Source organism: Cellulomonas sp. P22, assembly GCF_044392165.1.
This window is the reverse complement of sequence record NZ_JBISBW010000003.1, coordinates 176,131-196,027: the sequence shown is the minus strand read 5'-3', so window position 1 is coordinate 196,027 and position 19,897 is coordinate 176,131. Positions and strand designations below refer to the sequence as shown.

The following is a 19,897-nucleotide window of genomic DNA, read 5'->3' as shown; positions in this document are numbered from 1 at the left end:
CCCCGGAGGCGTCCCGTTTCATCCCTTGCACCCTGATGGTTCACCATGGGTGCATGAACGACCTCCTCTACGTCAACGGCGGGACCCCGCTCTCGGGTGAGATCACCGTCCGTGGTGCCAAGAACTTCGTCTCGAAGGCGATGGTGGCGTCGCTGCTCGGCGAGACCCCGAGCGTGCTGCGCAACGTCCCGCAGATCCGCGACGTCGGGGTCGTCACCGGGCTGCTCGAGCTGCACGGCGTGCACGTCGAGGTCGACGACGCGGCGGGCACGCTGCGTCTCGACCCGTCGAACGTCGAGTCGGCGCACGTCGCGGACATCGACGCGCACGCCGGGTCGAGCCGCATCCCGATCCTGTTCTGCGGGCCGCTGCTGCACCGGCTGGGTGAGGCGTTCATCCCCGACCTGGGCGGCTGCCGGATCGGCGACCGGCCGATCAACTACCACCTCGACATCCTGCGGCAGTTCGGTGCCGTCGTGGAGAAGCGCGAGGGCGGGATCCACATCCGGGCGCCGCGCCGCCTGCAGGGCACCAAGATCGCGCTGCCGTACCCGAGCGTCGGGGCCACCGAGCAGCTGCTGCTCACGGCCGTGCGCGCCGAGGGCATCACCGAGCTCGCCAACGCCGCGATCGAGCCCGAGATCATGGACCTCATCAACGTCCTGCAGAAGATGGGCGCCATCATCTCGGTCGACACCGACCGCGTGATCCGCATCGAGGGCGTGGACCGGCTCGTCGGCTTCCAGCACACCGCGCTCGCCGACCGCATCGAGGCGGCGTCGTGGGCCTCGGCGGCGCTCGCCACGGGCGGCGACATCTACGTGCGCGGGGCGACCCAGCCGGAGATGACGGCGTTCCTCAACACCTTCCGCAAGGTCGGCGGCGAGTTCGCTGTCGACGACGAGGGCATCCGGTTCTTCCACCCGGGCGGCGACCTGAGCTCGATCGTGCTCGAGACCGACGTGCACCCCGGCTTCATGACGGACTGGCAGCAGCCGCTCGTCGTGGCGCTGACCCAGGCCAAGGGCCTGTCGATCGTGCACGAGACGGTGTACGAGAACCGCTTCGGCTTCACCGACGCGCTGCGCGGCATGGGCGCCACGATCCAGGTCTACAAGGAGTGCCTGGGCGGGCGCCCCTGCCGGTTCGGGCAGCGCAACTTCTACCACTCGGCCGTCATCTCCGGCCCGACCCCGCTCGCGGCCGCCGACATCGAGGTGCCCGACCTGCGGGGCGGCTTCAGCCACCTCATCGCGGCGCTCGCGGCCAAGGGAACGTCCGCTGTGCGCGGCATCAGCCTGATCGACCGGGGCTACGAGCACTTCACCGAGAAGCTCACGGCGCTCGGCGCCGAGTTCAGCCGGGACTGACGTCGTGGCCGCCGCGTCCCGGGTGCAGGTGCGCCGCGCGCGTGCCGAGGACGCGGCGGCCCTGGCGCGGGTGCACGTCACCGCGTGGCTCGGCGCCTACCGGGGCCTGCTGCCCGACGCGGTCCTCGACGCCCTGGACGTGACCACCATGGAGCGGAGGTGGGACGGGCTGCTGGCCGACGGGCTGCGCCCCCACCAGCTCGTGGCGGAGCTCGACGGGCGCGTCGTCGGCTTCGTCAACGCGGGCCCCGCGTTCGAGAGCGTGCCCGACGGCGAGGTGTACGCGATCTACGTCGAGCCGGACGCGTGGGGCACGGGCGCAGGCCCGGCCCTGCTGGCCGCCGCCGAGGACGAGCTCAGGGTGCTCGGGCACCACGAGGCCGTGCTGTGGGTGCTGCCCACCAACGCCCGCGCACGCCGGTTCTACGAGCGCTCGGGCTGGGCCTCGACGGGTCTGCATGCGGTCCACCCCGTGATGGGGCTCGACGTCGACGTGGTGCAGCACGCCAAGGTTCTCGACCCCTGAGGGCCGGTCCCTCCCGCAGCGCCGCCCGAGGTGTTCGGGGGTAGCGTGCGACGTGGCACCCCCCGGCCACGTCCGTGCACTCCGGCGTGGGGAGGCCCCGTGCAGTCGACTCCCCCCTCGCACGCACGCGTCGCAGCCCCGCACCGGTCGGCCCGGTGGGTCGCGCTCGTGGTGGTCGCCGCGAGCGCCGCGTTCGTCGCCGGCGCCCTGCTGAGCCCCACGGCACGCCGCGACCCCGCGACGCGCTCGCCCGACCCGACCACAGTGACGACGGCGGTCGTGGAGCGCAGGGCGTGGGAGCAGGAGGTGCCGGTGCTGCGCGGCACGCTGCGAGGCGGCTCCGTCCTGGAGGTCGCGGTGCCGACCCTGGCGGCGCCCGTCGAACGCTCCGTCGTCACGTCGGCCCCTGCCGACGTCGGCACCGTCGTCTCGTCGGGTGACCTGCTCGTGGGGGTCTCGGGCCGCCCGATCATCGCGCTCAGCACCTCGCTGCCGCTCTTCCGCTCGCTGCACCCCGGTGACACGGGCGACGACGTGTGGCAGGTGCAGCGGGCGCTCGCGGACCTCGGCCTGTACACCGACGAGGTCGACGGCGTGTACGGCCCCCGCACCGCTGAGGCCGTCGCGGCCCTCTACTCCCAGGTGGGGTTCACGACCCCCGAACCCGACGCCGAGCGCGCCGAGGCCCTGAGCCGTGCGCAGGAGGCGTGGGACGACGTGGAGCTCGCACGCCGGTCCGCTGCCGACGACCCGGACCCGGCGGCAGGGCCCGCCGACGAGGTCGTCGAGCGTGCCCGGCGCGAGCTCCGCCGGGCACAAGACGCAGCGGGGACGTGGCTGCCGCTCGACGAGGTCACGCAGGTGCCCGACGCCGGGGCGATGGTCACGCGCATCACCCCGCTCGGCACCGTCCTCCCCGCCGACCAGACCAGCGTCGCCGAGCTCGTGGGCGGGACCCCGGTCCTGACCGTGCGGGCCGACGCCGCGCTGGCCGACGACTTCCGGGTGGGCGCCGAGGTCCAGGTCAACCCGGCCGCGGGCGGTGACGGCGCGCGCGGCGTCGTCGAGCGGGTCGCGCCGACCGAGGGGGCAGCGACGCTCGACGTCGTCGTCGCGGTGCCGGCAGCCGCCGAGTCGGGGCTCGCCGACGGCGCCCAGATCGCCGTGACCCCCGCACGACGGCCGCCCACCGCGGAGCTCGTGGTGCCCGTCGCCGCCGTCCACCAGGACTCCCGCGGCCGCTACGTCCTGGTGCCCGACCCGGCCGGGAGCAGCCCCACCCGCCTCGCGGTCGACGTGGGGGAGCAGCGGGACGGGTTCGTCGCTGTGCTCGCGGACGGTCTCGCCGAGGGGGACGAGATCCTCGTCGGTGCCACCGCACCGCCCGGTGGGACCGGCTGAGGGCGCCCGGGCCGGGCGGGTAGCATCCCTGACCGTGCGAGCACCGCAGCGTTCCAACCGCGCCTACCGCGCCGTCGCCTTCGTGATCCGTCCGGTCCTGCTGGCGATCACCCGCCGCGACTGGCGCGGCACCGAGCACCTCCCCGCCTCGGGGGGGTACATCGCCGCGGCCAACCACATGACGAACTTCGACCCCCTGACGTTCGCGCACTTCCTGTACGACAACGGCGTCGCGCCCAAGATCCTGGCCAAGTCCTCGCTGTTCAAGGTGCCCGTGCTGGGCCGTGTGCTGCGGGCCACCGGCCAGATCCCCGTGCACCGCGACAGCGTGCAGGCCGGGCAGTCGCTCGACGCGGCGGTCGAGGCCGTGCACGCCGGCGAGTGCGTCGCCGTCTTCCCCGAGGGCACCCTGACGCGCGAGCCCGACCTGTGGCCCATGCTCGGCAAGACGGGCGTCGCGCGCCTCGCCCTGAGCACGCGAGCCCCGGTCGTCCCCGTGGCGCAGTGGGGAGCCCAGGACGTGCTGGGGCGGTACTCCAAGATGTTCCGGCCCCTGCCGCCCAAGAAGGTCACGGTCGTGGCGGGCCCCCCGGTCGTGCTCGACGACCTGTACGAGCGGCCGCTCGACACCGCGACGCTGCGCGAGGCGACCGAGCGGGTCATGGTGGCCATCACGGCGCTCCTCGAGGAGATCCGGGGCGAGCGGGCCCCCGTCGAGCGGTTCGACCCGCGACGCAACCGTCCGCAGGGGCAGGCATGAGCGCGGCAGGCACGAGCGCGGCAGGTACGAGCGCGGCGGGCGCGAGCGGCACCGGGATCCGGGCCGCCGTCCTGGGCTCGGGCAGCTGGGGCACCACGTTCGCGGCCGTGCTCGCCGACGCGGGCTGCGACGTGCGCGTGTGGGGTCGCGACGCCGCGACGTGTGCGCAGATCACCGACGAGCACCGCAACGAGCGCTACCTGCCGGGCGTCGCCCTGCCGGCCGGGCTCACGGCCTCGACCGACCCCCGGGCCGTGCTCGACGGCGCCGACCTCGTCGCGATCGCCATCCCCTCGCAGAGCGCCCGCGCCACGCTCGAGCCGCTGCGCGACGCGTTCGGTCGCGACGCGGTCGCGGTGAGCCTCATGAAGGGCGTCGAGCTCGCGACCGACCGCCGCATGAGCCAGGTCGTCGCCGAGGCCCTCGACCTGCCCGCCGATCAGGTCGCCGTCGTCTCCGGCCCGAACCTCGCGCGAGAGATCGCCGAGCACCAGCCCACCGCGACGGTCGTCGCCTCGACGAGCCCCGAGACCGCCCGCTTCGTCGCGCGGGCCTGCGCCTCGTCGTACTTCCGGCCCTATACCAACGACGACGTGGTCGGCGTCGAGCTGTGCGGCGCCGTCAAGAACGTCATCGCGCTCGCGGTCGGCATCTCGCAGGGACGCGGGCTCGGCTACAACACCATGGCCACGGTCATCACGCGGGGCCTGGTCGAGATCACGCGGCTGGGCCTGGCGCTCGGGGCCGATGCGGACACGTTCCCCGGCCTGGCAGGCATGGGCGACCTCATGGCCACGTGCGCGTCTCCCGACTCGCGCAACCACACGCTCGGCGTGCACGTCGGTCAGGGCATGACGCTGCCCGAGGCGATCGCCGCGACCGGCGGTACGGCCGAGGGCGTCAAGAGCTCGCGCTCGGTGCTCGAGCTGGCCCGCTCGGTCGGCGTCGAGATGCCCATCACGGCTGCCGTGGTCCAGGTGCTCCACGAGGGGCTGCCCGTCGACGAGCTGGCCCCGCTCCTGCTGGCCCGCCCCCACAAGCCCGAACGGGTCTAGCCGGCGAATCGCCGACGTCAGCCTCTACTTCCCCCAGATGAGTTCTGGTGGGGTGTCCTGTGGGCACGCCCGAAGGACGTCCTCGGGCGTGGCGACGTCGGCGAGCTGGGTGTACGGGTTCCAGGCGCCGGTGTCCCACGAGGCCAAGAAGGTCTCCTGACTCGGGATGTCGCGGATGGTGTAGCCGTGCTCCGTGAGGCACTCGACCAGGGACGTGGTGACGTAGTCGTAGGCGATCAGCTTCTGCTCGCGGGTCATGCGGGACTCGTCCTGGGCCGGGTCCTTGGGGTACTTCGCCCTGCAAGTGTAGGTCGCCAGGTTGTAGGCATCGAGCTGCTCGGCGCCAGCGAGCTCGATCTCGACGCCGCTGCCGCCGGCGTTCAGCGTGGCCCCGCCGAAGCCCTCGTCGTGCAGGCAGGTGACCTGCGTGCTGAAGTAGTCGGCGACGGACACGACGCGCACGAGGTCGACCTGCGGGGGGTCGGTGATGCCGAAGCTCGTCGCGGTCTGCGCGAGTGTCGCTGCGATATCGGCGTGATCTTCCGCACTCAGTGTCTGGCTCGGGCTGTGGGAGGTCGCCGCGGGCTCGGGCGAGCCCCCACAGCCGGCGACAGGCCCGATCGCCGCCAGTACGGCAAGAGTCGACAGCCGGCGTGAGAGAGCTTCCATCTATGCCATCCCCTGGGGCCGCGCCGTTGCCGTCGCCAGCACGTCCTGCGTGCTGGCTGCGGGTGAAGTTAGCACCCCGGTCACGGGGGCACAAGGACCGGAGAAGGGGAAGACCTAGCTGGTCGGACGCGTCGAGCGCAGCGCCCGGTCCAGGTCGGCCCACAGGTCCTCGACGTCCTCGATGCCCACCGACAGCCGCAGCAGGTCCTCGGGGACGGTGGCCGACTCGGTGGTGAACCGTCGCCGCCGTTCGAGGCTCGACTCGACCCCGCCCAGGCTCGTCGCCGGCACCCACAGGTTCACGGCCCGGGTCACGGCGTCGGCGGCGTCCGCCCCGCCGCGCGGGCGCACCCCGAGGATCGACCCGTAGCCGTCCATGAGGCGCGTGGCCCGTTCGTGGCCGGGATCGTCGGGCAGGCTCGGGTGCCGCACCTCGAGCACGTCGGGGTGCGTCGCGAGCCGTCGCGCGAGCTCGGCCGCCGTGGCCTGCGCGCGCTCGACCCGCAGGGCGAGGGTCCGCAGCCCGCGCAGCGCGAGCCACACCTCGAACGGCCCGGCGATCGCGCCGTGCACGGTGCGGTGCTGGAGCAGCCGGGCGTGCAGCGCGGGGTCGTCGGTCAGCACCGCGCCGAGCACCACGTCGCTGTGCCCGGCCAGGTACTTCGTGACGGAGTGCACCACGACGTCCGCACCGACCTCGAGCGGGCGCTGCACGAGCGGCGTGGCGAACGTGTTGTCGACACCGACGAGCGCCCCGACCTCGTGGGCCGCCGCCACGAGCGCGGGCAGGTCGGCGACCTCGAGCATCGGGTTCGTGGGTGTCTCGACCCACAGCATCGACGTCGGGGCCGCGAGCAGCTGCGCACGCACCGCGTCGGTGTCGTCGATGTCGACCAGCACGACCTCGACGCCTGAGCGCTCCGTGAGGTCGCGTGCGTACCCGAGGGTCACCTGGTAGGAGTGCCGGGGGAGGACCACGCGGCCGCCGGCCGGGACCAGCGAGAACGCCGCCGCGATGGCCGCCATGCCCGATCCGAGCACGAGTGCCGGGAGCGTCGAGCGCTCGAGCGCGGCCAGCGCCTGCTCGAACGGCTGCCACGTCTCGGTGCCTCCGCGCGTGTACAGCAGCTCGCCGGGAGCAGGGACCCCCGTCGACACGTACGTGGAGGACAGCACGACGGGAGGGTTCACCGGGGCACCCTGCGTGCGCGGCGGGCGACCCGCTGTGACGGCGACGGTGGACGGGGCGAGGTCAGCGGGCTCGTGGGGCACGCCGCCAGGCTAGCGGGACGGCATCGGGTGAGGACCAGTCGGGGTCGCGCGATAGGGTCGCACGCGATGGAGACGAGCCCGCAGCACCCCGACAACCTCCCGACCCCGGGTGCGCGTCCGCGCGTGCTGCTGGTGTTCGGCGGACGCTCCGGCGAGCACGCGGTCAGCTGCGCGACAGCCGGTGGCGTGCTGCGCGCGATCGACAGCACGCGCTACGACGTGCTCCCCGTGGGCATCACCCCGAGCGGACGCTGGGTCGCCGTCGACGGCGACCCCGACCGCTGGGCGATCACCGACGGACACCTGCCCGAGGTCTCAGACGGCCCCGAGCAGGTGCTGCTGCCGCAGTCCGCCGACGAGCGCACCGTGCGCGTGCTCGAGGACGGTGCGCCGCCGCGCGACATCGGGGCGATCGACGTCGTCTTCCCGCTGCTGCACGGCCCCTTCGGTGAGGACGGCACGCTCCAGGGCATGCTCGAGCTCGCCGACGTCCGCTACGTCGGTGCCGGGGTGCTCGCGTCCGCCGTCGGCATGGACAAACACTACATGAAGCTCGTGCTCGCCGGTCAGGGGCTGCCTGTCGGCCCCTACACGGTGCTGCGCCCGGGCGAGCTCGACCGCGACCCGGCCGGGGTCGCCGCCCGCGTCGAGGCTCTCGGGCTGCCGCTGTTCGTCAAGCCCGCGCGCGCCGGATCGAGCCTGGGCATCACGCGTGTGACCGACCTGGCCGACCTGCCCGCGGCCGTCGCCGAGGCGCAGCGCCACGACCCGAAGGTCGTGATCGAGGCCGCGATCGTGGGCCGCGAGATCGAGTGCGCTGTGCTCGGCAGCCGTGACGGCGGGCGTCCGCGGGCGTCGCTGCCCGGCGAGATCGTCGTGACCGATGCCACGCACGACTTCTACGACTTCGAGGCGAAGTACCTCGCCGAGGCCGACGTCGAGCTGAGCTGCCCGGCGGACCTGCCTCCCGAGGTCGTCGAGCGGGTGCAGGACGCCGCTGTGCGCACGTTCGAGGCCGTGGGCTGCGAGGGCCTGGCCCGGGTCGACGTCTTCGTGACCGAGGGCGGGGACGTCGTCGTCAACGAGATCAACACCATGCCGGGCTTCACGCCCTTCTCGATGTACCCCCGGATGTGGCAGGCCTCGGGCCTGAGCTACCCCGAGCTGATCGACGAGCTGCTGCAGCTCGCGCTCGCTCGCCCGACCGGGCTGCGCTGACCGGGCTGCTGCACCGAGCCGCGCCGCGCTGATCCGCGCGGCGTCAGCGGGGCGAGGCGGTCACAGGCACGCGCCCGTGGCCTCGACCGCCGCGACCGCAGGACCGAGCTGGTCGACGAAGCTCGTCGAGTGATGGGCCGTGACCTCGGCCGGGACCTGCACCTCGACCGCGGGGTCGCGGCCGTACGTGGTGAACGTCCAGTCCGTGCTGCCGTCGGCGTCGGGCTCACCCGCGACCGTGACCCAGTCGACGCTGGGCCCCCCGGGGGTCTCGACCGTCACGCACGTGTCGGTCGTGGGACCGGGCACCTCGACGCCGCACCGCAGCACGACGGGCGCGGTGGGCTCCCCCCAGGCGGCGGTGGCCTGGCTCGTGGTGGTCAGCCGGGCCAGGTCCCCGAGCTGCTCGGGCAGCGCGAGCACGATGCTCGCGCACGCGGGGTCGGCCGCGTCGGGAGCCACGGCGACCTTGACGGCCGAGGTGCAGCCGGCGAGCAGGCCGGTGGCCACCGCAGCCGACGCGAGCAGCAGTGCCCGTCGGGAGGGGCGGCGTCGTCGGCCCGCGGGGCGCGGCAGCAGGTCGGGCTCGGGGTGCATCCGCTCACGCTAGCCCGCTGGGCTGGGTGCCACGGAAACGGTGCGACAGCCGGTCGCGTGATGGCCTCGCCGGTGCGGTCGCCGGTGCGGTCGCCGGTGCGGTCACCGGTGCCGGAGCGGGATACCGTGACGCCGTGAGCGCTCCCGACGGTCCCCTCGTCGCCGACCTGTCCGAGGACGACCTCCTCGCCCGCATCTTCCCGCACCTGCCGCAGCCGCCCGGCACCCTCGTGGCCCCGGGCGACGACGCCGCGGTCGTCCGTGCGCCCGATGCGCGCGTCGTCGTCTCGACCGACGTTCTGGTCGAGGGGCAGCACTTCCGGCTGCCGTGGTCGAGCGGTGAGGACGTCGGCTGGCGGGCCGCCGCGCAGAACCTCGCGGACGTCGCCGCGATGGGTGCGAGGCCCACGGCGCTCGTCGTGGCACTCGTCGTGCCCGGGCACCTGCCCGCCGCGTGGGTCGAAGGGCTCGCCCGCGGCCTGGCGGCGGCCTGCACCCCGCACGGCGCCGGGGTCGTGGGCGGCGACCTGTCGGGCGGCCCGGCGGTCGTGGTCTCGGTCACCGTGCTCGGCGACCTCGGAGGGCGTGAAGCCGTGCTGCGCTCGGGGGCCCGCCCGGGCGACGTCGTGGCGCACGCGGGCGTCCGCGGGCGCTCCGCTGCCGGGCTCGCGCTGCTCGACGCGGGCCTGGCCGAGCTCGACCCGGGCCTCGTGACCGGGTACCTGCGTCCCGACCCGCCGCTCGCCGCGGGCCCGGTCGCAGCCGACGCCGGCGCGAGCGCGATGCTCGACGTCTCGGACGGCCTGCTGCGGGACGCGTCGCGGATCGCGGTGGCGAGCGGTGTGCGCATCGACCTGGACCCGGTCGAGCTGGCCTTCGGCGACGACCTGGCCCGGCTGTCGGGCGCTGCGCGGGCCCTGGGCGCCGATGCCCAGGAGTGGGTCCTGGCGGGTGGTGAGGACCACGGTCTCCTCGCGACGTTCCCGGCGGACGTCGCGGTGCCGGCGCCGTTCAGGGTCGTGGGCCGCGTGCTCGCGGCCGACCCGGGTACGCCACGCGTCACCGTCGACGGTGCGGCACCCACGGTGGGCTCGACCGGCTGGGACCACTTCGCGCGGTGAACCGGTCGGCGCCGGTCACAGCGCCAGGCGGTCAGCCGCGGCGGTAGCGCACCTCGAGGAGCTCGGCGCCCCCGACGTCGTCGTAGCGCTCGGTGCCGTCGGGCTGGAACCCGTTGCGGCGGAAGAAGTGGCGGGCGCGGTCGTTCTCGGCGAGCACCCACAGCGACAGGGTGTGGGCCGCGGACTCCTGCACGATCGTCCGCACGAGGGGACGGGCCACGCCGCGCCCCCACATGCCGGGGTCGAGGTACATCGAGTAGATCTCGAGGTCCCCGCGCCTGGCGTCCTCGTCACGGCACGGCCCCACGGTCGCGAACCCGAGCACGGCCCCGTCCGACTCGGCGAGCCAGGTGCGGACGTGGTCGTGCGGGCCCGACGCGAGGTGCTGGGTCCACTCCTCGGCCCGGGTCAGCGGGTCGAGGGCCGCGAGGTGCGCGGCCGGGACGATGCTCTCGTACGCCTCCTGCCACGAGCGCACGTGCACCCGGGCGATCGCGGGCGCGTCGTCCACCCGGGCGATGCGGATGGTCACCTCGTCGAGATCCTCCACCATGGCCCACACCCTGCCATACCGCCCGGAGCAGCACGAAGGCCCACGAGATGTTCTCGTGGGCCTTCGTGGAAATCCTGGGGGCTGCGCTCAGACGGCGCGCTGCACCTTGCCTGCCTTCAGGCACGACGTGCAGACGTACAGCCGCTTCGGGGTGCCCGCGACAACCGCACGCACACGCTGGATGTTCGGGTTCCAGCGACGCTTCGTGCGCACGTGGGAGTGCGAGATGCTGTGCCCGAAGCTCGGGCCCTTGGCGCAGACTTCGCAGTTGGCAGCCACGGTGTTCTCCTGATTCGGTCTTGGCACGCCGCGGTGCGGCGAAGTTCTGATGACGGATGCGCCACCCGGGAGGGGGCGCGACCCGTGCCCGGACGCGGCCGGGCAACCGCTACAGACTAGCCCACGCGACGGGTGCGACCCAAATGTGGGTGCGATGAGGCATCGTGGGCGCAGCACGAACGAGGACAGGAGCGGCGTGGAGAGGCTGGACGGGACGGCGGTGCGGGCTTGGGCGCTCGCCGCGCAGGTGGCGCTCGACGAGGCGCGCGATCGGATCGACGCGGTGAACGTGTTCCCGGTCGCCGACTCCGACACGGGCACCAACGTGCACCTCACCGTCGGCGGTGGGGCTGCCGCGCTCGGCACGGTGCCGGTGGGCGCCGGCGCGCACGAGGTCGCCCGGGCGTTCGCACGCGGAGCGCTGCTGGCCGCGCGAGGCAACTCCGGGATCATCGTCAGCCAGTACCTCGCGGGGTTCGCCGCGGCGCTTCCGGACGACGCCGACGCCGCGCAGCTCGCGGCGGCGCTCGGGGCAGCGAGCCGCGCCGCGACCGGTGCGGTGGCCGACCCGCAGGAGGGCACCGTCCTCACGCTCGCCCGCAGCGTGGCGCAGGTCGCGGCCGACGCCGTGACGCACGGCGGTGCGGACTCCGACGGCCTCGTCGCCGTGCTGCGTCCCGCGCTGCGTGAGGCGCACGCCAGCCTGGGCGCGATCAGCGAGGTGCACCCCGTGCTGCGCGCCTCGCACGTGCTCGATGCCGGCGCGTGCGGGCTGCTCGTCGTGCTCGACGCGCTCGCCCGCGCTGTCGAGGGCAGGGCGCACGCACCGGCCGACCTCGCGTGGCTGCCCACCGCGGCCGGGCCGCGCGACGACCGCCACGACCCGGGCGGTCCCGGGGCTGACGGGCACCATGCTCACGGGCACGGCGCGGGCGGTCACCCGGAGGGCGAGGGTGCGTTCGAGGTCATGCTGCTGGTCCGGTCCGCGGCGGACGAGGACCTCGGCCCGGCGCTCCGGGAGCGCATGCGGGCGGTCGGCGACTCGGTCGCCGTGGTGGGCGACGACGGTCTGTGGAACGTGCACGTGCACACCGACGACCCGGCCCGCGCGATCGAGCAGGCGTCGTGCGGGGCGCGCGAGCAGGTGGTGGTGCGGCTGCTCGCGTCACGCACCGGGACCGGCGGCGCCGGCGGCCCGGGAGCGGGCGCTGTGCTCGGCGTCGTCGCGTGCACGGGTACGTCCGGCCTCGCCGCGGCGCACGCGTCCACGGGGGCGGTCGCGGTGGTGCGCTGCGACGGCACCGGCGTCGGGGTGCGCCACCTGGTGCGCGCGATCACCGACACCGGTGCGCCGCGCGTGGTCGTGCTCCCGGGCGACGCGGAGACCGCCGAGGCGGCCCGGGCGGCGGCGCACGCCCTCGAGCCGACGGGGGTCCACGTCTCGGTCGCCGAGGACGCGCTCGACGAGCTGCGGGTGCTCGTCGGGGTCCTGGCGCTCCAGGGATCGGGTGCGGGTGACCTCGCCGGACGGCTCGAGGCCTGCCGCGGAGCCCTGCGACGCCTGCGGGGCACCGAGCTGGCGCGACCTGAGCCGGACGAGGTGCAGGCAGCGCTGGACGCCCTCCTCGCGCAGCACGAGGGCGACCCCGAGTCGCTCACCGTGCTGCTCGGCACGGGCAGCACGGCCGAGGTCGGCGAGTCCCTGGTGGCGCGCACGGCCCGCGACCACCCCGGGCTCGCTGTGCTCGTGGCGGGACCGGTCGACGGGCTGCCCGCCGTGTGGCTGGGGGTCGACTGATGAGCGTGCCCGACGACGCCGTGGTGCGTCCCGGGGCCCGGCTCGACGAGGCGCTGGGCCGGGTTCTCGGTGAACGTTCCGCTGCGCCGCTCGCGAAGCTCGGACTGCACACCACCGGCGACCTGCTGCGGCACTACCCGCGGCGCTACTCCGAGCCGGGCACGTTGACCGACCTCGCGAGCCTGACGGTCGGTGAGCACGTGACGGTCATGGCGCGGGTCGTGCAGGCGACGGTCCGCGAGATGCGATCTCGGGGCGGCGCGATGCTGCAGGCGGTCGTCACGGACGGCACCCGGAACCTGCATCTCACGTTCTTCGCCAAGCGGCGCGGTGCCCTGCGGGTGCACGAGCAGCGGCTCGTCCCCGGCCGGACCGGGATGTTCACCGGTGTCGTCTCCGACTACCGGGGTCAGCGGCAGCTCACGCACCCCGACTACCAGCTGATCGGCGTGGACGCGGACGACGAGGCCGCGGCGCTCGTCGAGGTCAGCCGGCCGATCCCGATCTACCCGGCCTCGGCCGCCGCACCCACCTGGCGCATCCAGCGCTGCGTGCGCACGGTCCTGGACCCGCTGACCGACGCGGACGTGCCCGACCCGCTGCCCGAGCCCGTGCGGGCGCGCCACCGCCTCGTGGACCTGCGGCAGGCGCTCGCGGACGTGCACGAGCCGTACGACGACACGCAGTGGCGACGCGGCCAGGAGCGCCTGCGCTTCGAGGAGGCGTTCGTGCTGCAGGCCGAGCTCGCCCGCCGCCGGGCCCGCACGGCGCACCAGGAGGCCGTGGCCCGCCCGCACGTCCCCGGCGGGCTGCTCGACCAGTTCGACGAGCGGCTCCCGTTCACCCTCACCGCCGGGCAGCGCGAGGTCGGCGCCCAGCTGGCTGCCGAGCTCGCGGGTGCCCACCCGATGCAGCGGCTGCTGCAGGGCGAGGTCGGCTCGGGCAAGACCGTCGTCGCGCTGCGCGCGATGCTGCAGGTGGTCGACGCGGGCGGCCAGGCCGCGCTGCTCGCGCCGACCGAGGTGCTCGCGGCACAGCACGCGCGCACGCTCCGGTCGCTGCTCGGCGACCTCGCCGAAGGCGGGTTCCTCGGGGGAGCCGAGCACAGCACGCGGGTGGCGCTGCTCACCGGGTCGCAGGGTGCGGCGGCCCGCCGCGAGAACCTGCTCGACGCGGCGAGCGGCCGGGCCGGCATCGTCGTGGGCACGCACGCCCTGCTCTCGGAGAACGTGCAGTTCGCCGATCTCGGGCTCGTGGTGGTCGACGAGCAGCACCGGTTCGGCGTCGAGCAGCGCGACACGCTGCGCGCCAAGGCCGCGCAGACCCCGCACCTGCTCGTGATGACCGCCACGCCCATCCCGCGCACCGTCGCGATGACTGTGTTCGGCGACCTCGAGACGTCGACCCTGAGCGAGATCCCCGCCGGACGCAGCGGCGTCACGACGCACGTGGTGCCCGCGGACAACGCGGCGTGGGTCGAGCGCACGTGGAAGCGGGTGCGCGAGGAGGTCGACCGCGGCGGGCGGGCGTACGTCGTGTGCGCGCGCATCGACCCGGACGACGAGCCGACGGGCGCCCGCCGGGTGCGCGACGAGGACGGCGCCGACCTCCTTGCCCTCGACGTCGACGAAGGCGCCCCCGACGAGGGCGCGGACCCCGGGCGCGGCGGACCGCCGCCGCGCCGCCTGCGGTCCGTGCTCGAGGTCGCCGACGAGCTGCGGGCACGGCCCGCGCTCGCGGGCGTCGCGGTCGGTGAGCTGCACGGACGCATGAGCCCCGACGAGAAGGACCGCGCGCTCGCGGACTTCGCGTCGGGTCGCGTGCCCGTGCTCGTCTCCACGACCGTGATCGAGGTCGGTGTCGACGTGCCCGAGGCCACCGCGATGGTCGTGCTCGACGCCGACCGCTTCGGACTCTCGCAGCTGCACCAGCTGCGCGGCCGCGTCGGGCGGGGGAGCGCAGCGGGGCTGTGCCTGCTGGTCGCGAGCGCGCCTGAGGGGACCCCGGCCGCGACCCGGCTCGCCACGCTCGCCGAGACGTCCGACGGGTTCGAGCTCGCGGCGGTCGACCTCGGGTTGAGGCGCGAGGGCGACGTGCTCGGTGCGGCGCAGTCGGGGGCGGCGAGCTCGCTGCGGCTGCTGCGCGTCACGCGCGACGCCGACGTCATCGCCCAGGCCCGTGCCGACGCGCGCGAGCTCGTCGCCCAGGACCCCGAGCTCGAGGGCTGGCCCGCGCTGCGCGAGGCGATCGACCGGCAGCTCGCTGGCGAGCGCGAGGAGTTCCTGGACCGCACCTGAAGGTCCTGTGCGGGCGTCCATCCGAGGTGCGTAGTCTGGCGCGCGTGTCGAAGGCTCCCGTGGTCCGTGCCCGCAACCTCCTCGTCGGCTACGGCGGTGAACCCGTGTGCGCCCCCGTGACGTTCACGCTCGCCCCGGGCCGGGTCCTGGCCCTCGTCGGGGCCAACGGATCGGGCAAGTCGACGGTGCTGCGCGCCGTGCTCGGCCTGCTCGACCCCGCGGGCGGCTCGGTCGAGGTCTTCGGTCGCCCGGTCGACGAGCGCGAGGTGGGCTTCCGCACCCGCGTCGCGAGCGTGCTCGACGACGACGCGTACTTCCCGGCCCTCACTGTCGCCGAGCACCTGTACCTCACGGCCCGCGGGCACGGCGTGCGGGGGGCCGACGACGTCGTCACGGACGCGCTCGACAGCTTCGGGCTCACCGAGCACGCCACGTCCCTGCCCGTCGCGCTGTCCTCGGGCCAGCGCCGGCGCCTGCTCCTCGCGGCGGGCTTCGTGCGCCCCCGCGGGCTGCTGGTGCTGGACGAGCCCGAGCAGCGGCTCGACCTCAACATGCGCACGCGGCTCGCCGAGCGTCTCGTCGCCGAGAAGGCAGCGGGCGGCGCTGTGCTGCTCGCGACCCACGACCCCGACCTGCTGCGGGCAGTGGCCGATCGCGCCGTGCTCGTCGCGGACGACGAGTCGCGGCTGCTGAGCGCCGAGGACGCCGCCGCCGCGATCGCCCCGGGCGTGCTGTGAGCGACCCCGAGCTGAACACCGACGGCGCTGCCGACCTCGTGGGCGAGCTCGACGAGCCGCTGCTGGTGGGGCCCGCCGAGGTCGGTGACGTGCCCGGCGGCCGGTCGATCCGTCGCTACACCGCGGCCGCCGCGAACCAGCGCGGTGGCGCGCACCTCGGCGAGCTCCTCAACGACGTGTACTACGCAGTCATCTCGATCGCCATCGGCATCGGCATGGCCCTCGGCATCGCGGGCACGCTGCGCGAGTCGCTGCCCGAGCCGCCGACCGCCACGACCGATGCGGGCGTGAGCCTCCCGGCCCTCGTCGCCGTGCTCGTGCTGGGGCTCGGTGGCGTGCTGCTCTCGCTCGCCGGACGGCTCGGGCCGGTCGGGGCCGGGGGAGCCGAGGCCGCGTGGTGGCTCTCGCTCCCGGTCGACCGTCGAGGCCTCCTGCGCCCGGCCGCGCGTCGCCTCCCGGTCGTCGCGGCGGGGGCCGGTGCGGTCGTGGTGACGCTGCTCGACGCGGGCCTGCTCGGGAACGACGGCCTGCCGCGCGTGGGGCACACCGTGCTGGTCGCGGCGCTCAGCGGCGCCGTGGTGGTGCTCGGCGCGGGCATCGCGCAGAGCCTGCTGGTGTCCCGGCGCGCGATCGCGCTCGTGGGCGACCTGCTGCTCGCCGCGGCACCGGTGGTGGCCCTGGTGGGCGCGTTCGCCGGATGGCACCTCGACGCCCTCCCGGAGGCCCCGCTGCTGCTGAGCGCGGTTCTGCTGGTCGTCGTCGTGGTGCTCGCGTGGCTCCTCGACCGGCGCCTGGACCGCATCCCGGCGCGGTCGCTGCGCGAGAGCGGGTCGGTGGCCAGCCAGGCCGTCGGTGCTGTCGTCTCGCTCGACTCGCGCGAGCTCGGCCGGGCCCTGACCGATGGTGCTGCCCGTCCGCGGCGGCGCCGCTCGGTGCGGTTCCGTGGTGTGTCCGGCGCTCCCGCTGCACTCGTCACCGCGGACCTCGTCGTGCTGACGCGCTCGACGCGCCACCTCGTGCAGCTCGTGGTCGCCGCGCTCGTCCCGGTGCTGGTCGCACTCGTCCCGGAGCTCGCCGGCCCGGTCGGCTTCCTCATCGCGATCGTCGTCGGCGGCTCGGTCGCGATGAGCGCGACGGGCGAGGGTGCCCGCCGGGCCGAGATGGCCCCGGTGCTCGACCGGCTGCTGCCGATGCCCGCCGCGCACGTGCGCCGCTGGCGCATGCTCGTGCCCTTCGCCGTGATGGTGCTGTGGTCGCTCGTGGCGTTCGCCGCCGTGGCCTCGTGGGCCGGTGACCTGCCCGGCTGGCTGGCCCTCGGCGTCGCGTCCGCACCCGTGTGGGCGGGCGCCGCGATCCGCTCGGCCTACCGGCCCGCCCCCGACTGGGGCGGCGCCCTCGTCTCGACGCCGATGGGCGCGCTGCCCACCGGCGTCGCGGCGGTGCTCTCGCGCGGACCCGACGTGGTGGTCATCGGCATGATCCCGGTGCTCATCGCGGTGCTGCTCGGCACCGTGTACCCGGTCCTCATCACGATCCAGGCCGTCCTCGCGGTGATCGTCGTCGCGATCTCGCAGGGCACCCGCACGCTCATGGACCGCATGAACGACGCGATGGGGCAGGACCCCGCGCACCCGACCGGCGGGGCGGCGCGCCGATGACGCGGATCGTGGCGGGGACCGTGGGTGGCCGCACGCTGCAGGTGCCACCCAAGGGGACCCGGCCCACGAGCGACCGGGTCCGTGAGGCGTTGTTCGCACGGCTCGAGCACCTCGACGTGGTCGACGGGGCACGCGTGCTCGACCTGTACGCGGGCTCGGGGGCGCTGGGGCTCGAGGCCCTGAGCCGTGGCGCCGAGCACGCGACGCTCGTCGAGGCCGCCCGGGTCGCGGCGGACGTGTGCCGCCGCAACGTCGGTGCGCTCGGGCTCACGGCCCGGGTCACGGTCGCGGTCGAGCGGGCCGAACGGTTCACGGCGCGCCCCCCGGTGCACCCGTGGGACCTCGTGCTGCTCGACCCGCCCTACGACGTCGACGAGCCCGCCCTCGCGGACGTGCTCGCGGGGCTGCCCGGGACGCTCACGCCCGACGCCGTGGTGGTGGTCGAGCGCTCGACGCGCAGCCCGGAACCCTCCTGGCCCGCCGGGCTCGAGCGCTTCGACGACCGGTCCTGGGGAGAGACCCGGGTGTGGTTCGCCCAGCCTGTCGTCCCGGCCACCGACGAGGCGCTCGCGTAGGTTGGCACCCGTGACCACAGCCGTCTGCCCGGGGTCCTTCGACCCGATCACTCTCGGCCACGTGGACGTGGTGCGCCGTGCCCGGTCCTTCGTCGACGAGGTCGTCGTGGGTGTCGCCCGTAACTCGTCCAAGAGCGCGCTGCTGCCCGTCGAGGTGCGCGTCGCCCTGGCCCGTGAGGCGCTCGCCGACGTCGACGGGGTGCGGGTCGAGCCCATCCCCGGGCTGCTCGCCGACTTCGTGCGGGACGTGGGGGCGACAGCCGTGGTCAAGGGCCTGCGGGGCGGCGCCGACTTCGACGCCGAGACCCCCATGGCCCTCATGAACCGGCACCTGACCGGGGTCGAGACCGTGTTCGTGATCGGCAGCACGGCCCTCGCCCACATCGCGTCCTCGCTGGTCAAGGACGTGGCCCGCTTCGGCGGGCAGATCGACGACCTGGTACCGCCCGGCGTGGCCCGGGCGGTCCGTGAAGCGCTGGGCGTGGGCCCGGCGGGGGGAGGGGACGTATGACGACCGCCGACGGATTCTCGGACGGCACGACCGGCAGCACGCAGCCTGAAGGGCTCCTGGGCGTCCTCGACGCGCTGGCCGCCGCGGTGCAGGGCGCGCGAGCGATGCCGATGTCGTCCTCGGTGCTGGTGAACCGCGCCGAGCTGCTCGACCTGGTCGAGCAGGCGCGCGAGGCGCTGCCGACCCAGCTGGTGCGGGCCGACGAGGTGCTGGCCGACGCGGGGGCGGCGCGTGCAGCGGCGCAGGCCGAGGCCGACGCGCTCGTGGCCCGGGCGCGCGAGGAGGCTGACCGGCTGGTCGAGTCCGACGCGCTCGTGGTCCAGGCGCGCCAGCGCGCGGACCAGCTGCTCGCCGAGACCGAGGCGACGGTCGAAGGGCTGCGCCGCGACGCGGACGACTACTGCGACCGGCGCCTCGCGGACTTCGAGATCGACCTCGGCAAGGTCCTCAGCCAGGTCCAGGCGGGCCGGGCCAAGCTCGCAGGTCGCCTGGGAGCCACCGAGGCGCCCTGAGCCCCCAGACCGGCACGAGGCGCCTCGGTCACCTGGCACCGCGAGGCGGGTCGTCAGCCGGTTTGGGCTCGGTCCTGACGTGACGTAGGATTGCTCGTTGGTCCTGCCGGTTCGTGCGGACCGAGCCACCTCATGACGGGAACCTGGACCGTGCAGCGCGCGCCTCACCTCGATCCCCGCTCGCCCTTCGTGCTCGATACCCACGAGCTCGGACGACGTCCGGGATCGATGCGGACCGTGCAACGGACAGTGCCCGCCCCTGAGGACCTCGGTACCGACGTCATCGGCGTCCCTGCTGGGACCGATCTCGCGCTGGATCTCCGGCTCGAGGCGGTCATGGAAGGGGTCCTGGTCACCGGATCCGTCCGCGGCCGGGCGGTCGGGGAGTGCGTGCGCTGCCTGGGAGAGGTCGTCGAGAACATCGATGTGCCGTTCCAGGAGCTGTACGTCTACCCTGAGCGTGCGGCGGTCGCGGTCGAGGACGGCGACGACGAGGAGGACGTGCGCGAGCTCGACGGAGACCTTGTCGATCTCGAGCCCGCGCTCCGGGACACGGTGGTGCCTGCGCTACCCTTTCAACCGCTGTGCGGGCCCGACTGCCCGGGCCTGTGCTCCGAGTGCGGTGCGCGCCTGGCGGACGACCCGGACCACAAGCATGAGATCCTTGACCCTCGGTGGGCCGCCCTCGGGCGCCTCCAGGGCCCGTTCGACGAGACGAAAGAGAGCTAGCCGTGGCTGTTCCGAAGCGCAAGATGTCGCGCAGCAACACCCGTGCGCGTCGGTCGCAGTGGAAGACCACTGCCACGACGCTCACGACCTGCCCGCAGTGCAAGGCCGACAAGCAGCCGCACATTGCCTGCCCGTCGTGCGGTGCGTACAACAACCGTCGTTACGCCGAAGCGGTTCGCACCGAGCACGAAGCTCGCTGAACCGCGGTCGTCCGACCGTGACGCACACCTGGCTGTCGACGCTCCGTTCTCCGACTCTC

At 74.5% G+C, this 19,897-nt stretch carries 21 protein-coding genes; 16 read left to right on the top strand and 5 right to left on the bottom strand.

The features are described 5' to 3' along the window. Positions 1 to 53: 53 nt before the first annotated feature. The 5 genes from murA to ACGIF2_RS03925 all read left to right on the top strand — a co-directional run bounded on the left by murA (position 54) and on the right by ACGIF2_RS03925 (position 5,112). Entirely contained in the window at positions 54 to 1,370 is a 1,317-nt protein-coding gene (murA, locus tag ACGIF2_RS03945; RefSeq protein ID WP_396043707.1) for a UDP-N-acetylglucosamine 1-carboxyvinyltransferase, read from the top strand. Between the two features lie 4 nt (positions 1,371 to 1,374). Further along, entirely contained in the window at positions 1,375 to 1,896 is a 522-nt protein-coding gene (locus ACGIF2_RS03940; protein WP_396043704.1) for a GNAT family N-acetyltransferase, read from the top strand. Positions 1,897 to 1,995: 99 nt separating this feature from the next. Then, positions 1,996 to 3,297, top strand: a complete 1,302-nt coding sequence (locus ACGIF2_RS03935; protein ID WP_396043702.1) for a peptidoglycan-binding protein — start codon at positions 1,996 to 1,998, stop codon at positions 3,295 to 3,297. Between the two features lie 34 nt (positions 3,298 to 3,331). Continuing rightward, a complete protein-coding gene (locus tag ACGIF2_RS03930) occupies positions 3,332 to 4,057 on the top strand; it encodes a lysophospholipid acyltransferase family protein (RefSeq protein WP_396043700.1) in 726 nt (241 codons plus the stop codon). Beyond that, positions 4,054 to 5,112 (top strand): NAD(P)H-dependent glycerol-3-phosphate dehydrogenase, encoded by a 1,059-nt coding sequence (locus tag ACGIF2_RS03925; RefSeq protein ID WP_396043698.1) that lies wholly within the window; start codon positions 4,054 to 4,056, stop codon positions 5,110 to 5,112. The genes ACGIF2_RS03930 and ACGIF2_RS03925 overlap by 4 nt, the downstream gene beginning before the upstream one ends. A gap of 24 nt (positions 5,113 to 5,136) precedes the next feature. Here the strand turns inward: ACGIF2_RS03925 and ACGIF2_RS03920 are convergent, their stop codons facing one another. Together ACGIF2_RS03920 and ACGIF2_RS03915 are read right to left on the bottom strand one after the other, a co-directional pair. Beyond that, on the bottom strand, positions 5,137 to 5,574 hold the full coding sequence (locus tag ACGIF2_RS03920; protein ID WP_396043696.1) for a hypothetical protein: 438 nt from the start codon (positions 5,572 to 5,574) through the stop codon (positions 5,137 to 5,139). Positions 5,575 to 5,895: 321 nt separating this feature from the next. Further along, complete coding sequence (locus tag ACGIF2_RS03915; protein ID WP_396043694.1) at positions 5,896 to 7,053, bottom strand: trans-sulfuration enzyme family protein; 1,158 nt, start codon at positions 7,051 to 7,053, stop codon at positions 5,896 to 5,898. Positions 7,054 to 7,119: 66 nt separating this feature from the next. Between ACGIF2_RS03915 and ACGIF2_RS03910 the strand changes: the two genes are divergently transcribed. After that, the gene (locus tag ACGIF2_RS03910) at positions 7,120 to 8,271 is read left to right on the top strand and encodes a D-alanine--D-alanine ligase family protein (protein WP_396043692.1); all 1,152 of its coding nucleotides are present in this window, start codon (positions 7,120 to 7,122) and stop codon (positions 8,269 to 8,271) included. 60 nt (positions 8,272 to 8,331) lie between these two features. Here the strand turns inward: ACGIF2_RS03910 and ACGIF2_RS03905 are convergent, their stop codons facing one another. Continuing rightward, positions 8,332 to 8,868 (bottom strand): DUF3515 family protein, encoded by a 537-nt coding sequence (locus ACGIF2_RS03905; RefSeq protein WP_396043690.1) that lies wholly within the window; start codon positions 8,866 to 8,868, stop codon positions 8,332 to 8,334. A gap of 134 nt (positions 8,869 to 9,002) precedes the next feature. Between ACGIF2_RS03905 and ACGIF2_RS03900 the strand changes: the two genes are divergently transcribed. Continuing rightward, positions 9,003 to 9,989 (top strand): thiamine-phosphate kinase, encoded by a 987-nt coding sequence (locus tag ACGIF2_RS03900; RefSeq protein WP_396043688.1) that lies wholly within the window; start codon positions 9,003 to 9,005, stop codon positions 9,987 to 9,989. A 31-nt stretch (positions 9,990 to 10,020) separates the two neighbouring features. On the opposite strand, the gene ACGIF2_RS03895 is transcribed toward ACGIF2_RS03900, so the two are convergent. After that, positions 10,021 to 10,542, bottom strand: coding sequence for a GNAT family N-acetyltransferase (locus ACGIF2_RS03895; protein WP_396043686.1), 522 nt, complete (start codon positions 10,540 to 10,542; stop codon positions 10,021 to 10,023). A gap of 87 nt (positions 10,543 to 10,629) precedes the next feature. Beyond that, positions 10,630 to 10,821, bottom strand: a complete 192-nt coding sequence (gene rpmB, locus ACGIF2_RS03890) for a 50S ribosomal protein L28 (protein WP_396043684.1) — start codon at positions 10,819 to 10,821, stop codon at positions 10,630 to 10,632. Positions 10,822 to 11,017: 196 nt separating this feature from the next. Between rpmB and ACGIF2_RS03885 the strand changes: the two genes are divergently transcribed. The 9 genes from ACGIF2_RS03885 (at position 11,018) to rpmF (ending at position 19,838) form a co-directional block, all read left to right on the top strand. Continuing rightward, positions 11,018 to 12,619 carry a DAK2 domain-containing protein gene (locus tag ACGIF2_RS03885; RefSeq protein WP_396043682.1) on the top strand — a complete coding sequence of 534 codons (1,602 nt, stop codon included), beginning with the start codon at positions 11,018 to 11,020 and terminating at the stop codon, positions 12,617 to 12,619. Further along, entirely contained in the window at positions 12,619 to 14,916 is a 2,298-nt protein-coding gene (locus ACGIF2_RS03880; protein ID WP_396043680.1) for an ATP-dependent DNA helicase RecG, read from the top strand. The genes ACGIF2_RS03885 and ACGIF2_RS03880 overlap by 1 nt, the downstream gene beginning before the upstream one ends. A gap of 44 nt (positions 14,917 to 14,960) precedes the next feature. Further along, the gene (locus ACGIF2_RS03875; RefSeq protein ID WP_396043678.1) at positions 14,961 to 15,653 is read left to right on the top strand and encodes an ATP-binding cassette domain-containing protein; all 693 of its coding nucleotides are present in this window, start codon (positions 14,961 to 14,963) and stop codon (positions 15,651 to 15,653) included. Continuing rightward, positions 15,650 to 17,311, top strand: coding sequence for a DUF6297 family protein (locus ACGIF2_RS03870; protein ID WP_396043676.1), 1,662 nt, complete (start codon positions 15,650 to 15,652; stop codon positions 17,309 to 17,311). The genes ACGIF2_RS03875 and ACGIF2_RS03870 overlap by 4 nt, the downstream gene beginning before the upstream one ends. Further along, the gene (gene rsmD / locus ACGIF2_RS03865; RefSeq protein ID WP_396043674.1) at positions 17,308 to 17,886 is read left to right on the top strand and encodes a 16S rRNA (guanine(966)-N(2))-methyltransferase RsmD; all 579 of its coding nucleotides are present in this window, start codon (positions 17,308 to 17,310) and stop codon (positions 17,884 to 17,886) included. Before ACGIF2_RS03870 ends, rsmD begins: the two co-directional genes overlap by 4 nt. 10 nt (positions 17,887 to 17,896) lie before the next feature. Further along, positions 17,897 to 18,397 (top strand): pantetheine-phosphate adenylyltransferase, encoded by a 501-nt coding sequence (gene coaD / locus ACGIF2_RS03860; RefSeq protein ID WP_396043672.1) that lies wholly within the window; start codon positions 17,897 to 17,899, stop codon positions 18,395 to 18,397. Continuing rightward, positions 18,394 to 18,909, top strand: coding sequence for a hypothetical protein (locus ACGIF2_RS03855; protein ID WP_396043670.1), 516 nt, complete (start codon positions 18,394 to 18,396; stop codon positions 18,907 to 18,909). Before coaD ends, ACGIF2_RS03855 begins: the two co-directional genes overlap by 4 nt. A 132-nt stretch (positions 18,910 to 19,041) precedes the next feature. Then, positions 19,042 to 19,638 carry a YceD family protein gene (locus ACGIF2_RS03850; RefSeq protein ID WP_396043668.1) on the top strand — a complete coding sequence of 199 codons (597 nt, stop codon included), beginning with the start codon at positions 19,042 to 19,044 and terminating at the stop codon, positions 19,636 to 19,638. Between the two features lie 2 nt (positions 19,639 to 19,640). Then, entirely contained in the window at positions 19,641 to 19,838 is a 198-nt protein-coding gene (gene rpmF / locus ACGIF2_RS03845; protein ID WP_396043666.1) for a 50S ribosomal protein L32, read from the top strand. Positions 19,839 to 19,897 lie beyond the last annotated feature (59 nt).

Bases quoted from the DNA above. Each gene is read 5' to 3' on its own strand.
- murA (WP_396043707.1), top strand. From the start codon at position 54: ATGAACGACCTCCTCTACGTCAACGGCGGGACCCCGCTCTCGGGTGAG.
- ACGIF2_RS03925 (WP_396043698.1), top strand. From the start codon at position 4,054: ATGAGCGCGGCAGGCACGAGCGCGGCAGGTACGAGCGCGGCGGGCGCG.
- ACGIF2_RS03910 (WP_396043692.1), top strand. From the start codon at position 7,120: ATGGAGACGAGCCCGCAGCACCCCGACAACCTCCCGACCCCGGGTGCG.
- ACGIF2_RS03905 (WP_396043690.1), bottom strand. From the start codon at position 8,868: ATGCACCCCGAGCCCGACCTGCTGCCGCGCCCCGCGGGCCGACGACGC.
- ACGIF2_RS03895 (WP_396043686.1), bottom strand. From the start codon at position 10,542: ATGGTGGAGGATCTCGACGAGGTGACCATCCGCATCGCCCGGGTGGAC.
- ACGIF2_RS03880 (WP_396043680.1), top strand. From the start codon at position 12,619: ATGAGCGTGCCCGACGACGCCGTGGTGCGTCCCGGGGCCCGGCTCGAC.
- rsmD (WP_396043674.1), top strand. From the start codon at position 17,308: ATGACGCGGATCGTGGCGGGGACCGTGGGTGGCCGCACGCTGCAGGTG.
- ACGIF2_RS03855 (WP_396043670.1), top strand. From the start codon at position 18,394: ATGACGACCGCCGACGGATTCTCGGACGGCACGACCGGCAGCACGCAG.
- ACGIF2_RS03850 (WP_396043668.1), top strand. From the start codon at position 19,042: ATGACGGGAACCTGGACCGTGCAGCGCGCGCCTCACCTCGATCCCCGC.